The organism is Actinosynnema sp. NPDC023794 (assembly GCF_040639675.1).
GTDB classification, from domain to species: domain Bacteria; phylum Actinomycetota; class Actinomycetes; order Mycobacteriales; family Pseudonocardiaceae; genus Actinosynnema; species Actinosynnema luteola.
On record NZ_JBFAFR010000003.1, the window covers coordinates 201,490 to 214,233 of the forward strand.

At 72.4% G+C, this 12,744-nt stretch carries 16 protein-coding genes; 8 read left to right on the forward strand and 8 right to left on the reverse strand.

Going from position 1 to position 12,744, the window contains the following annotated elements; genetic code table 11:
* The first annotated feature begins 53 nt into the window (after positions 1-53).
* Positions 54-1,322: a DUF2079 domain-containing protein gene (locus AB0H12_RS09485; protein WP_499622108.1), complete on the forward strand. Its 1,269-nt coding sequence runs from the start codon at positions 54-56 to the stop codon at positions 1,320-1,322.
* Here the strand turns inward: AB0H12_RS09485 and pdxH are convergent.
* A complete protein-coding gene (pdxH, locus tag AB0H12_RS09490; RefSeq protein ID WP_230569831.1) occupies positions 1,319-1,975 on the reverse strand; it encodes a pyridoxamine 5'-phosphate oxidase in 657 nt (218 codons plus the stop codon). The two genes, AB0H12_RS09485 and pdxH, sit on opposite strands and share 4 nt — an antisense overlap.
* A gap of 48 nt (positions 1,976-2,023) precedes the next feature.
* Positions 2,024-2,884, reverse strand: a complete 861-nt coding sequence (locus AB0H12_RS09495; RefSeq protein WP_499622111.1) for an urease accessory protein UreD — start codon at positions 2,882-2,884, stop codon at positions 2,024-2,026.
* Positions 2,885-2,961: 77 nt separating this feature from the next.
* On the opposite strand from AB0H12_RS09495, the gene AB0H12_RS09500 reads away from it, so the two are divergent.
* Positions 2,962-3,483, forward strand: coding sequence for a DUF4232 domain-containing protein (locus tag AB0H12_RS09500; protein WP_499622114.1), 522 nt, complete (start codon positions 2,962-2,964; stop codon positions 3,481-3,483).
* Here the strand turns inward: AB0H12_RS09500 and ureG are convergent.
* The 5 genes from ureG to AB0H12_RS09525 are packed head-to-tail and all read right to left on the reverse strand — an operon-like array spanning position 3,453 to position 7,109.
* Entirely contained in the window at positions 3,453-4,133 is a 681-nt protein-coding gene (gene ureG / locus AB0H12_RS09505) for an urease accessory protein UreG (RefSeq protein WP_499622522.1), read from the reverse strand. The two genes, AB0H12_RS09500 and ureG, sit on opposite strands and share 31 nt — an antisense overlap.
* Positions 4,134-4,137: 4 nt before the next feature.
* Positions 4,138-4,788, reverse strand: coding sequence for an urease accessory protein UreF (locus tag AB0H12_RS09510; RefSeq protein WP_499622117.1), 651 nt, complete (start codon positions 4,786-4,788; stop codon positions 4,138-4,140).
* Positions 4,788-6,488 carry an urease subunit alpha gene (locus AB0H12_RS09515; RefSeq protein WP_499622119.1) on the reverse strand — a complete coding sequence of 567 codons (1,701 nt, stop codon included), beginning with the start codon at positions 6,486-6,488 and terminating at the stop codon, positions 4,788-4,790. Before AB0H12_RS09515 ends, AB0H12_RS09510 begins: the two co-directional genes overlap by 1 nt.
* A complete protein-coding gene (locus AB0H12_RS09520) occupies positions 6,485-6,796 on the reverse strand; it encodes an urease subunit beta (RefSeq protein ID WP_499622122.1) in 312 nt (103 codons plus the stop codon). Before AB0H12_RS09520 ends, AB0H12_RS09515 begins: the two co-directional genes overlap by 4 nt.
* Before the next feature lie 10 nt (positions 6,797-6,806).
* Entirely contained in the window at positions 6,807-7,109 is a 303-nt protein-coding gene (locus AB0H12_RS09525) for an urease subunit gamma (protein ID WP_499622125.1), read from the reverse strand.
* 186 nt (positions 7,110-7,295) lie between these two features.
* On the opposite strand from AB0H12_RS09525, the gene AB0H12_RS09530 reads away from it, so the two are divergent.
* The 6 genes from AB0H12_RS09530 to AB0H12_RS09555 all read left to right on the forward strand — a co-directional run bounded on the left by AB0H12_RS09530 (position 7,296) and on the right by AB0H12_RS09555 (position 12,365).
* Positions 7,296-8,408 (forward strand): citrate synthase 2, encoded by a 1,113-nt coding sequence (locus tag AB0H12_RS09530; protein WP_499622128.1) that lies wholly within the window; start codon positions 7,296-7,298, stop codon positions 8,406-8,408.
* A 150-nt stretch (positions 8,409-8,558) separates the two neighbouring features.
* Positions 8,559-9,692: a phosphoserine transaminase gene (gene serC, locus AB0H12_RS09535; protein ID WP_499622131.1), complete on the forward strand. Its 1,134-nt coding sequence runs from the start codon at positions 8,559-8,561 to the stop codon at positions 9,690-9,692.
* 240 nt (positions 9,693-9,932) lie between these two features.
* Positions 9,933-10,841 carry a septation protein SepH gene (sepH, locus tag AB0H12_RS09540; RefSeq protein WP_499622134.1) on the forward strand — a complete coding sequence of 303 codons (909 nt, stop codon included), beginning with the start codon at positions 9,933-9,935 and terminating at the stop codon, positions 10,839-10,841.
* A gap of 148 nt (positions 10,842-10,989) precedes the next feature.
* Positions 10,990-11,502 (forward strand): SRPBCC family protein, encoded by a 513-nt coding sequence (locus AB0H12_RS09545; RefSeq protein WP_499622138.1) that lies wholly within the window; start codon positions 10,990-10,992, stop codon positions 11,500-11,502.
* A gap of 52 nt (positions 11,503-11,554) precedes the next feature.
* Positions 11,555-11,929, forward strand: coding sequence for a hypothetical protein (locus tag AB0H12_RS09550; RefSeq protein ID WP_499622139.1), 375 nt, complete (start codon positions 11,555-11,557; stop codon positions 11,927-11,929).
* On the forward strand, positions 11,922-12,365 hold the full coding sequence (locus tag AB0H12_RS09555; protein WP_499622141.1) for a hypothetical protein: 444 nt from the start codon (positions 11,922-11,924) through the stop codon (positions 12,363-12,365). Before AB0H12_RS09550 ends, AB0H12_RS09555 begins: the two co-directional genes overlap by 8 nt.
* Before the next feature lie 33 nt (positions 12,366-12,398).
* Here AB0H12_RS09555 and AB0H12_RS09560 read toward each other — a convergent pair whose 3' ends face one another.
* The gene (locus AB0H12_RS09560; RefSeq protein ID WP_499622143.1) at positions 12,399-12,626 is read right to left on the reverse strand and encodes a hypothetical protein; all 228 of its coding nucleotides are present in this window, start codon (positions 12,624-12,626) and stop codon (positions 12,399-12,401) included.
* Between the last annotated feature and the right edge of the window lie 118 nt (positions 12,627-12,744).

Genomic DNA, 12,744 nt, shown 5'->3' on the forward strand with positions numbered 1-12,744 from the left:
CTTCTTCAGGCGGCTTCAGGTCCGGTTCAGCGTGACCGGCCGACGCTGCGGCCGTGCTCGACACCCGACCACGGACCACCGTCCGCCCGGCGCACGCCGTCGCGCTCGGCCTGGCCGTCCTCTACGCCTCGTACGCGGTCCTGCGGCACCGCTCGTTCCAGACGACCGGGTTCGACCTGGGCATCTTCGAGCAGGCGGTGCGCTCCTACGCCGCCGGGCGGTGGCCGACGGCCGCCCTCAAAGGTCCGGGCTTCCCGCTCCTCGGCGACCACTTCCACCCCGTCATCGCCCTGCTCGCCCCGATCTACGCCGCAGTGCCGCGCGCGGAGACGTTGCTGGTCGCGCAGGCCGTGCTGCTGGCCGTGTCGGCGATCCCGGTGACGAGGTTCGCGGTGGACCGGCTCGGTCGGCGCGGCGTCGTCGTCGGCGTGGCCTACGGGCTGTCGTGGGGCCTGCACAACACCGTGGCGTTCGACTTCCACGAGGTGGCCTTCGCCGTGCCGCTGCTGGCGTTCTCGTTGGAGGCCCTGGCCCGCGAGCGGTGGCGCCCGGCCCTCGCCTGGGCCCTGCCGCTCGTCCTGGTCAAGGAGGACCTCGGCCTGACGGTCGCGGCGATCGGCCTCTACCTGGTGTGGCGCGGGGTCCGGCGCGGCTGGGCGGTGGCGGCGTTCGGGGTGGCGGCGTCCGCCGTGGTCGTGTTCGCGGTGCTGCCGGCGGTGAACCCGGCGGGCGGTTACCCGTACTGGGTGCAGACGGCGGAGACCGGCGGCCAGGGTTGGCTGCGCCTGCTCACCGTGGTCGCGCTGCTCGCGCCGACCGGCTTCCTCGCCGCGCGGTCGCCGCTGCTCGTGGTCGCGCTGCCCACGCTGGCGTGGCGGTTCGCCTCCGGCAACCCGGCGTACTGGGGCATCGAGCACCACTACAGCGCCGTGCTGATGCCCGTGGTCTTCCTCGCGTTCCTGACCGCGAACCCGCGCCGGGTCTGGATCTGCGCGACGGTCACGGCCGCGTTCACGCTCGCCCTGCTCCTCCGACCCCCGCCCCAGCCGACGTGGGACGAGGGCAGGCGCGCGACGACGGCCGAAGTCCTGGCGATGATCCCGGACGACGCCCACGTCGCCGCGTCCAACCGCCTCGCGCCGCACCTCACCGGCCGGTGCCGGGTGTCCTTGTTCCCGGCCGACGCCGAGTGGCTGGTCGTGTCCCGCCCGTCGCACTGGCCGACCACACCCGACGAGGAGGCCCGGCTCGTGAAAAAGGCCTCCGCCACCCATCGAGTGGTGGCGGAGGCCGATCACGTCATCTTGTTGCGTCGCCGCTAGGGGGCGATGCGCTGCACTTCCCAGCCGTCACGACCGAGGCGGAAGCGGAGGCGGTCGTGCATCCGGTCGCGGCGGCCCTGCCAGAACTCGACCTCCTCGGGCCGGATGCGCCAGCCGCCCCAGTGCGGCGGCACGGGTACCCGGTCGGCGTCGGCGAACTGCCGCTCGACCTTGTTCAGCGCGCTCTCCAGAGTGGAGCGTCCGCTGACGACGCGGGACTGCGGCGAGGCCCAGGCGCCCAACTGCGAACCGCGCGGGCGGCTCTCCCAGTAGCTCGCGGTCTCGGCGGGCCCGACCTTCTCGACGGTGCCGCGCACGTGCGCCTGCCGCTGCATCGCGAACCACGGGAAGGTGGCCGAGGCGTACCGGGTGGCCATCAGGTCGTGGCTCTTCGTCGACGTGTAGTTGGTGAAGAACACCAGGCCGCGCTCGTCCAGGCCCTTGGCCAGCACGGTCCGCGAGGACGGGCGTCCGTCGGTGTCCGAGGTCGCGAGGACCATCGCGTTCGGCTCAGGCAGGCCCGCGCCCGCCGCCTGGTCCAGCCACAGCTGCAACTGCTCGTGCCAACTGGCCGCGAGGTCGCTCTCCGTGAGCGAGCCTTGTTCGTAGGACACCCGCATCGACGGCAACGCGATGTTCGTCGTCTCCGACATCCCGACCTCCCGGAGCGTAATTCGTCCTGGCCAAGGCACTTGTGGCACCTAGCGATCCAGCGACCGTACGGGTTTCCCGCCCAAGGCGAAACCGCCCGCACGGTGATGACCGCCACCCGATCCGTGACTTTCAGTGTGACCCCCGCCTCGGAATCGAGTACGAGATCGAGTCAGAGGGTCGTTCGATCCGGGGTGCCTGGCCCGCGCCTCGTCGAGCGCGCGTTCGACGGTCACGGCGTCGTCGGCCAGGGCGGTGCTCAGGCTTCCGCCGCGGGCCAGCGGAACGAGTGACCACCACTGCTCTGAAACCGCTCCCGGCAGGTCGTCGCCCCAGCACAGCAACTCGGTCCCGAACACCCGCCGCCCCGCCAGGCCGGCCGGGCTCGCGTCCACTTCGGGCATTCCCAAACGAGACGTCTGCTTGACCAGCGGCCCGTTCCGCCGCACGTCGAGCGTCGTGGTGAGCGAGCCCGGCCGTTCGTTCGACCGACCCAGCACGACGACGTCCCGCACCCGCAGTCGGGCGCCTTCCCCCATCCGCGCGCGGAACACGGACTCGTGGCACGCACGCGCGGTGACGACCGTGGGTTCCGGCAGGTACGCCAACGAAGCGCCGTCGGCCAGTTCCACGTCGACCAGGGCACGACTGCCGCCCGCGTGCTGACCGGGCAGCGCCAGCGTCGCGGCCACACCGCGCAACTCCAGCGACGCGCCCGCCTCGACCGTCACCCGCAATTCCAGGTCGTCGCCGCCCAACGGGGCCGTGACCGCGCTGACCAGGTGCACGAGCGCCACCTCGTCCGCGCCGCGGCGCGGCACCAGGCGCAGCGGCGCCATCGACCGCATCTCGCGCACGACGGTTCGTCCGTTCGGGTCGCGTGCCACGACCAGGTGAGCCCGCGCCCTCACCGGAGCAACCCCTGTGACCCCCGACACGTCATCAGGTCGGGTGGAACTCCCACCCGAGATTCCCGGGGGAGATCGTGATGAGGAGATTTGTCGCAACAGCCGCCGCCATCGCCACAGCCGCCATCGCGGCGGTGGCGGTCACCGGGGGAACCGCGGTCGCGCAGCGGGCCGAGGTCTCCACGTGCCGCTCGGCGGACCTGACCATCGGTTTCGGCCGCGAGGGAGGCGCGGCGGGCACGGTGTACCGCGAGGTCGTGTTCACCAACCGGGGTCTGCACACGTGCGTGCTGCGGGGCTTCCCAGGCGTGTCCTATGTGGACGGTAACGGCACGCGGGTCGGCGCCGCCGCCGAACGCGTCGGCGACCGCGGTCCGCTGCTCACCCTGCTGCACGGCACGGCGGTCCGCTCGGACGTCGGCTTCGCCCAGGTCGACAACTTCGACCCGGACGTGTGCCGCAAGACGCCCGTGTGGGGCATCCGCGTGTTCCCGCCGGACGAGACCGTGCCGCTCTACCTGCCGATGACCGACCAGCACGGCTGCGCGGGCGACGTCAGCCCGTTCGGGAATCAACTGACCGCCGCGAGCGTGCGGAGCTGAGCGCGCACCCAGTCGGCCACCGCGGGGGCGTCGGGTGTGTCCACAAGGGACTGGCTGATCACCGGTAGCTCGCCGCGCATCCGGTGGGCGTCGGCCGTCATGACACCGAGGTCGGCGCCCACCAGCGGCGCGAGGTCCGTCTTGTTGATCACCAGCAGGTCCGCGGTGGTCACGCCGGGGCCGCCCTTGCGCGGCACCTTGTCGCCGCCCGCCACGTCCACCACGAAGATCTGCCGGTCCACCAGGCCGCGGCTGAACACCGCGGTCAGGTTGTCGCCGCCGCTCTCGATGATCACCAGCTCCAGGCCGTGGATCCGGTGCTCCAGCAGCTCCACGGCGTCCAGGTTGGCCGTGATGTCGTCGCGGATCGCCGTGTGCGGGCACGCGCCCGTCTGCACGGCCTCGATCCGCTCGACGTCCAGCACCCCGGCCGCGCGCAGGAAGTCGGCGTCCTCGGTCGTGTAGATGTCGTTCGTCACGACGGCGAGGTTCACGCTCCCGCCCAACGCCCGGCACAGCGCCGCGGTCAACGCGGTCTTGCCGCTGCCGACCGGTCCGCCGATGCCGATGCGCACGGCCCGGTGCTCGTGGTCGTGCGGGTGGTGCGGGTCGTGGCCCGCGTCGGTGGGGTCGAAGTTCACCGGGTGCACGTGGTCAGCTGACAAAGAGACGCACCTCTTCCGTGTGGTGGCGGTCATGGGATTCGGCCAGCAGGTCCAGGCCGGGCGCGCTCGGGGCGGGCAGGTCCTCGGGCGGGGTGTCGGCGTGGCCCGCGGCCATCGCGGCGATCTCGTCGATCTCGGGCGCCAACCGGGCCAGCACCGCGTTCACCCCGAACGGGTCGAGGCCGAGCAGCCGGATCGCGCCCGTCGCCGGACCCGTCACCGCGTGGTAGGCCGCGGTCTGCGCCGCCTCGAACGGCTCGCCGACCAGCACGCCGACGATGACGGGGTGGTGCGGCCTCGGCGTCACCCGCACCAGCTCGGCCAACGCCGCGGTCGGCCACGCCTTCCGAGCCGCCCGCGCGATGCCGCGCCCCTGCACGCGTGACGCGTTGCGCTGGGCGGGCGACGGCGTGCGCGCGTCGAGCTCGGCGTCCAACTCCGCGTAACGCCCGCGGCACGCGGCGGACGCGAACACCGCGCCCAACGCGCCCGCCGTCCGCAGCCGACCGATCAGGAACGACGCCAACGTCGCCTCGTCGGTCACCAACCGCCGCGCGACGGCCTCCTCCAGCCCGCCCGAGTGCACGTGGCCGCCGCCCGGGAACCGGGAGTCCGCGATCATCAGCGCCGCGAGGTTCATCAGAACAGGAAGTAGCGCTGGGCCATCGGCAGCTCCGCCACCGGCGCCGGCTCCACCAGCTCGCCGTCGATCCGCACCGCGAAGCTGTCCGGGTCCACCTTCACCGACGGCATCGCGTCGTTGAGCACCATGTCGGCCTTGGTGACGCCACGCGTGTCCCCCACCGCCACCAACGGCCGCGCCAAGCGCAGCACGTCCGCCAGATCCGCGTCGAGCGCCTGCTGCGACACGAAGTGCACGCTGCTGCGCGCCGCCGAATGTGCGCCGAACATCGGCCGCGCGAAGACCGGCTGCGGGGTCGGGATGGACGCGTTCGCGTCGCCCATCGCCGCGTGCGCGATGAACCCGCCCTTGAGCACCACCGCCGGCCGCACGCCGAAGAACTTCGGCTCCCACAGCACCAGGTCGGCCATCTTGCCGACCTCCACCGACCCGACCTCGTGGTCGATGCCGTGCGCGATGGCCGGGTTGATCGTGTACTTGGCCACGTACCGGCGGGCGCGCAGGTTGTCCGCCATCTCACCGAGCCGCCGCTGCATGACGTGCGCGGTCTGCCACGTCCGGATGATGACCTCGCCGACCCGGCCCATCGCCTGCGAGTCCGAGCTGATCATCGAGATCGCGCCGAGGTCGTGCAGGACGTCCTCGGCCGCGATCGTGGTGGGCCGGATGCGGCTCTCCGCGAACGCCAGGTCCTCGGGCACGGACGGGTTGAGGTGGTGGCACACCATCAGCATGTCCAGGTGCTCTTCCAGCGTGTTCACCGTGTGCGGGCGGGTGGGGTTGGTCGAGGACGGCAGCACGTTCGGCTCGGACACCACCTGGATGATGTCCGGCGCGTGCCCGCCGCCCGCGCCCTCGGAGTGGTAGGCGTTGATCGACCGGCCCGCGATGGCGGCCAGCGTCGACTCCACGAACCCGGCCTCGTTCAACGTGTCCGTGTGGATCGCCACCTGCACCCCGGACTCGTCGGCGATCCTCAGGCAGGCGTCGATCGCCGCCGGCGTCGTGCCCCAGTCCTCGTGCAGCTTGAACCCGCCCGCGCCACCGGCCAGCTGCTCGCGCAGCGCGTCCTCGCGGGTCGTGTTGCCCTTGCCGAGCAGCAGCACGTTCACCGGCATGTGGTCCATCGAGACGAGCATCCGGCCCAGGTTCCACGCGCCGGGCGTCACCGTCGTGGCCTTCGTGCCCTCCGCCGGCCCCGTGCCGCCGCCGATCAACGTGGTCAGCCCCGAGGCGATCGCCACGTCCACGATCCCCGGCGTGATGAAGTGGACGTGGCAGTCGATGCCGCCGGCGGTGAGCACCTTCCCGTTGCCCGAGAGCACCTCGGTGGACGGCCCGATGACCAGCGCCGGGTCCACGCCGTCCATGGTGTCGGGGTTGCCCGCCTTGCCGATGCCGACGATCCGGCCGTCCCTGACGCCCACGTCGGCCTTCACCACGCCCCAGTGGTCGAGCACGACCGCGCCCGTGATCACGAGGTCCGGCGCGCCCTCCGCGCGGGTGGCCACGCCCTGGCCCATCGACTCGCGGATCACCTTCCCGCCGCCGAAGATCACCTCGTCGCCCGAGCCGTGCGGGCCCATCGACCGGTCCTCGGTCACCTCGATCAGGATGTCGGTGTCGGCGAGCCGGATCCGGTCGCCGACCGTCGGCCCCAGCAGGTCCGCGTAGCGGCGGCGGCTGATCCCGGTCACCGGTCCAACTCCCCGGCCATCTCCGGCCGCAGCCCCGGCACGCGCCGCGCCCCGGCCAGCGGCACCAGCGTCACCTCGCGCTCGACACCCGGCTCGAACCGCACCGCCGTGCCCGCCGGCACGTCCAGCCGCTTGCCCCACGCGGCCTCCCGGTCGAACTCCAGCCCGGGGTTGACCGCCGCGAAGTGGTAGTGCGACCCGACCTGCACCGGGCGGTCCGCCGCGTTGACCACGACGAGCGTGGTGCGCGGCCGGCCGGGGTTCAGCTCGACCGGCTCGTCGCCGGTGACGATCTCGCCAGGGACCACGGGCTGCTCCTCACACGATCGGGTCATGCACGGTCACGAGCTTGGTGCCGTCCGGGAAGGTCGCCTCGACCTGCACGGACTCGATCATCTCCGGGACGCCTTCGAGCACCTGGTCCCGGCTCAGCACGTGCCTGCCGCTGTCCATCAGCTCGCTGACCGTCCGGCCGTCGCGGGCGCCTTCGAGCACGTGGTCGGTGATGAGCGCGACCGCTTCCGGGTAGTTCAGGACCACCCCGCGCTCGAGCCGCCTGCGCGCGACGTCGGCCGCCACGTGGACCAGCAGCTTGTCCCGCTCGTGCGGTGTCAGGTGCATGGCCGGTGGTCTACCACGGGAAACACGGCCCACCGCCGAACCGAAACAAGGCCTTAACGATCCGCCGGTCTTCTGAATCGGTTCCTTGATCGTGACCGACGACACGCGCACCCGCGATTGCCCGCACGTCTGAAGGGGAGCAAGGTTTCTCCAACTCTTTACTTCCGCCGAGAAGGAGCGCACAGCGTGGTGCAGACCGAGGACGACGGTTTCCGGCCGGGTCTCGAGGGCGTGGTCGCCTTCCGCACCGAGATCGCCGAACCGGATCGCGACGGTGGCGCGCTGCGCTACCGCGGCGTGGACATCGAGGACCTGGCCGGTCACGTGACCTTCGGCAACGTGTGGGCGCTGCTGGTCGACGGCCGCTTCGGCCCCGGCCTGCCGCCCGCCGAGCCGTTCCCGATCCCGGTGCACACCGGTGACGTGCGGGTGGACGTGCAGGCCGCGCTGGCCATGGTCGCACCCATCTGGGGCTACCAGCCGCTGCTGGACATCACCGACGAGCAGGCCCGCGAGCAGCTGGCCCGAGCCTCGGTCATGGCCCTGTCGTACGCGGCGCAGTCCGCGCGGGGCATCGGCCGGCCCGCCGTGCCGCAGCACCGCATCGACGAGTGCACGACGATCACCGAGCGCTTCCTCACCCGCTGGCGCGGCGAGCCCGACCCCGCGCACGTCAAGGCGCTGGACGCCTACTGGGTGTCGGCCGCCGAGCACGGCCTGAACGCCTCCACCTTCACCGCCCGCGTCATCGCCTCCACCGGCGCGGACGTCGCCGCGTCCATGTCCGGCGCGATCGGCGCCATGTCCGGCCCCCTGCACGGCGGCGCGCCCGCCCGCGTGCTGCCCATGATCGAAGAGGTCGAGCGCACCGGCGACGCCGAGGGCTTCGTCAAGGGCGTCCTCGACCGGGGCGAGCGCCTGATGGGCTTCGGCCACCGCGTCTACCGCGCGGAAGACCCCCGCGCCCGCGTGCTGCGGCGGACGTGCCGGGAACTCGGCGCCACCCGCTACGAGGCCGCCAACGCCCTGGAGCAGGCCGCCCTGGCCGAGCTGCGCGAACGCCGCCCGGACCGCGCCATCGAGACCAACGTCGAGTTCTGGGCGGCGGTGATCCTCGACTTCGCCCAGGTCCCGCCGCACATGATGCCCGCGATGTTCACCTGCGCCCGCACCGCCGGCTGGTCGGCGCACATCCTGGAGCAGAAGCGGACGGGCCGCCTCGTCCGCCCGTCCGCCAAGTACGTGGGCCCCGGCCCCCGCAAGCCGTCCGAGGTCGAGGGCTGGGCCGAGATCGCCTGACCCGACCCACCGGAACTGGGGGTTTCCACCCCGCGTGGCGTGACCCGGGACACCCGGCTGTCACCGCCCGGCCACCCGGCTGCAACACTTAGGGCTCCCGGCAACGGCGCCGGTCGTGCCGACCCCCTCCCCGTAACCGGAGGCTTCGCGATGACCCAGACCGCCGACCCGACCTCGTTGGTCCTGCCCTCCGACCTGCTGCCGTCCGACGGTCGGTTCGGGTGCGGGCCCTCCAAGGTCCGTCCCGAGGCCCTGGCGGCGCTCGCGGCCGAGGGCGCCGCGCTGATGGGCACCTCCCACCGGCAGAAGCCGGTGAAGTCCCTGGTCGGCTCGGTCCGCGCCGGCCTGCGGGAGCTGTTCTCGCTGCCCGAGGGCTACGAGGTCGTCCTCGGCAACGGCGGCACCACCGCGTTCTGGGACGCCGCCGCGTTCGGCCTGGTGCGCGAGAGGGCTCAGCACTTCACCTACGGCGAGTTCTCCTCGAAGTTCGCCAAGGTCACCAGCGACGCGCCGTTCCTGGGCGACTCGATCGTGGTCAAGGCCGACCCGGGCAGCGCGCCCGAGATCGCCTACGCCGAGGGCGCCGACCTCGTCGGCTGGGCGCACAACGAGACGTCGACCGGCGTCGCGGTGCCCGTCTCCCGCCCCGCGGGCTCGGACGGCGCGCTGATCGCCATCGACGCCACCTCCGGCGCGGGCGGCCTGCCGGTCGACCCGTCGGACTTCGACGTCTACTACTTCGCGCCGCAGAAGTGCTTCGCCTCCGACGGCGGCCTGTGGATCTCCCTGATGTCGCCGGCCGCCCTGGAGCGCGTCGCCGAGATCGGCAAGTCGGGCCGCTGGGTGCCGGAGTTCCTCTCCCTCACCACGGCGCTGGACAACTCCACCAAGGACCAGACCTACAACACGCCGTCCCTGGCCACGTTGTTCCTGCTCAACGACCAGGTCGAGTGGATCCTGGCCAACGGCGGCCTCAAGTGGGCCGTCGACCGGACCGCCGACTCGTCCTCGCGGCTGTACACCTGGGCCGAGTCGACCTCCTACACGACCCCGTACGTGGCCGACCCGGCCCACCGGTCCCAGGTCGTCGGCACGGTCGACTTCGACGACTCGGTGGACGCCTCCGTGGTGGCCAAGGTCCTGCGCGCGAACGGCATCGTGGACGTCGAGCCGTACCGCAAGCTGGGCCGCAACCAGCTCCGCGTCGCCATGTTCCCGGCCGTCGAGCCGACCGACGTGAGCACGCTGACGAAGGCCGTCGACTGGGTCGTCTCCCAGCTCTGACCCGGGCCGCACCTGTGGGGGTCGTCCTTGCCGGGACGGCCCCCACAGTCATGACCAGGCACTTCGGGAACCCGCACCCATCGCGGGCGAGGTGAACCTTGTGCTAACGGAGGTGCGCGGGCCGCCGACATACGGCAAGATCACACGAAGATATCGGCGAACACGGCGAGTCTCCCCCGTCAAGGCGGCGCGCCGCATTAACGTGAGTACTCGGCGAGGTGAGCCATCCGGGAGGCCATGATGCGAGCGTTGCGAGTCATCGGGCTCGAAGACGACGGCAAGTCCGTCATCCTCGAGGACCCGGATCGCGGCGAGCGCTTCGTGCTCCCCGCCGACGAACGGCTGCGCGCGGCGGCACGCGGCGACCTCACCCGACTCGGTCAGATCGAGATCGAGGTCGAGAGCCAGATGCGGCCCCGCGAGATCCAGGCGCGCATCCGCGCCGGTGAGTCCGTCGCCCAGGTGGCGGCGGCGGCCGGCCTGCCCGCGCACCGGGTCGAGCGCTACGCCTACCCCGTCCTCCTCGAGCGCTCCCGCACCGCCGACCTGGCCCAACGCGCCCACCCCGTCCGCGAGGACGGCCCGGACGTGCAGACCCTCGGCGAGGTCGTCGCGCACTCCTTCGGCCTCCGCGGCCAGGAGTACGCCGACGTCAGCTGGGACTCGTGGCGGGGCGAGGACGGCCGCTGGGTCGTGCAGCTGCACTGGACCGCCGGCAGGTCCGACAACCTGGCGCACTGGGCCTTCCACCCGGGCGCCCAGGGCGGCACGGTGACCGCGCTGGACGACGGGGCCATGGAGCTCATGGACCCGAACCCCAACCGCACCCTGCGCACGGTCCGACCGGTGACCCAGCTGGCGCGCCAGGCCCTGGAGCTGGAGAAGCAGGAGGAACCGGAGATCCTCGTCCGCGAGGAGCCGGCGCCACCGCCTCCCCCGCCCCCGGTCCAGGAGCCCCAGCCGACACCGGAGCCCGCCCCGGTGGCCGAGGAACCGGCGCCGACGACCCCGGCGCCGCAACAACCGGCGGCGGGCGCCAAGCAGCAACCGCCCCGCAAGGACCCACCGCCCAAGCGGGGCAAGAAGAACCACCCGATCGTGCCCTCCTGGGAGGACGTCCTCCTCGGCGTCCGCTCCACCCGGGGCTGAACCGACCGGACATGAGCAGGCCCCCGCGCAGCGGTGCTGCGCGGGGGCCTGCTCATGTCCGGTCGGGCAGACGGTGAAACGCACTCACTCAGCGTGTCCACCCGATCGCGGGTCGTCATCGGCGTCGATCGCTCCTACCTTGGATCTGGTGGAACCGACGATCTCGCACAGCATCGACGTGGCCGCGGACCCGGGAGTGGTGTGGGCGCTGGTGAGCGACCTGCCCCGGATGGGCCGGTTCAGCCCGGAGAACCTCGGCGGCCGGTGGCTGCACGGGGCCACCGGGCCCGCGGTCGGCGTCGAGTTCCGCGGCTTCAACCGCAACGGCGCCAAGCTCTGGTGGACCACGTCCCGGATCGTGGCCTGCGAGCCGGGACGGCTGCTGACCTTCGACGTGCGGTCGCCGTTGACGGTCCGGGTGGCGCGGTGGTCGTACGTGATCACGCCGACCCCGCGGGGGTGCGTGCTGACGGAGAACTGGTACCGGGTGGGCAACTGGTTCGTCCGCCGGTTCCTGGGTCCCCGCGTCACCGGGCGCGAGGACCGGCCCGGCTACAACGTCGAGTCGATCAAGCACACCCTGGTCGCGGTCAAGGCGCACGCCGAGTCGACCGGGGACGGGCGACGAGCGCGGCGGGCCTCGACGACGACCACGCCCTGACCGCCGCTCGCGGACCTGCTTGACCACCACCTCATCCGGGTAACCACCCGCCATGCTGGGACGACTGGTGGCGGGCGCCGCGCTGGGCGCCGGTTTGGGCGCGGCCTGGTGGGGCCTGCGCGAACTCATCGCGTCGGGAGCCGTCTGCTCGACCGAGGACTGGGACTGCCTGGCCATGGGCCTGTTCGCCATGCCGATCAGCCTGGTCCTCGGCGCGCTCATCGCCTGGGCCGTCCTCAAGGCCGCCCACCAGGACCGCCCGCTCGGCTACGCCGCCGTCGGCGTCACGTTCACCGCCGTCCTCACCCTGCTCACCGTCTGGGTCTCGATCCCCGCCGGCTCCGTCGCCGCCGGCGTGATCGGGTTCGTCCTGGCCGCCCCGGTGACAGCACGGCACCCGGTCAGCCACACTTCTGCGCGTGACTGACACGCCGCACCCCACGCGCCTCACCGCGGGCGGCTTCGCGTTCAAGGTGCTCTTGCGCGTCGTGGTGTCGGCCGTCACCGGTTCCGCGCTGCTCATCGCGTGGATCTGGGCCTACCGCAGCGGCGTCCTCGACCGGGTGGTGAACGAGACGACCCTGGGCGAGTTCATCCTGCTCGTCGTGGTCGGCCTGCCGATCGCGCTGGTGTTCAGCGCGCTGCTCGCCGGACCGGTCCTGTGGCTGCTGAAGATCCGCCCGGTGTGGCCGATCATCCTGATCGGCCCGGTCATCCTGGGCCTCGCCCACTACTTCGCCGTGCCGGACCGGCTCTCGTCCCTCGGCGACCGCTGGACGGTCCTCGTCCTCCTCGCCGGGGCGAGCTACGGCCTCGCGGGCCTGCTCACCGCACCGGCGATCCTCCGCCGCCGCAAGAAGTAGCCACCCCGCCGAACCGGATCAGGTCGATCCGGATCACCACGGCGCCGGCACCGCGTCGAGCACCTCGACCCCGACCGCCTCGAACCGGCACCAGTCCTCCGCCTCCTCCCGGCTGATCGGCCGCGCGCCTTCCGGCCGCGGCCCGCCCACGACGTCCCACCCGTCCGGCGCGAGCACGTACAGCCTGCCCCCGCTCACCGCCAACAACCGACCGCGCGGGAACGCCATCGTCGGCTCCGCCCGGAGATACCGCACATCCACCTTGACCTCCCCGTACTCCCGGACCTTCCCCGCTCCTTGACCTCCACCCAACTCGAGCTTGCAGGGTCGGAGGCACGAAAACCGGATGCCGATCGTCGGTCCACCTTCGTAACGTCAT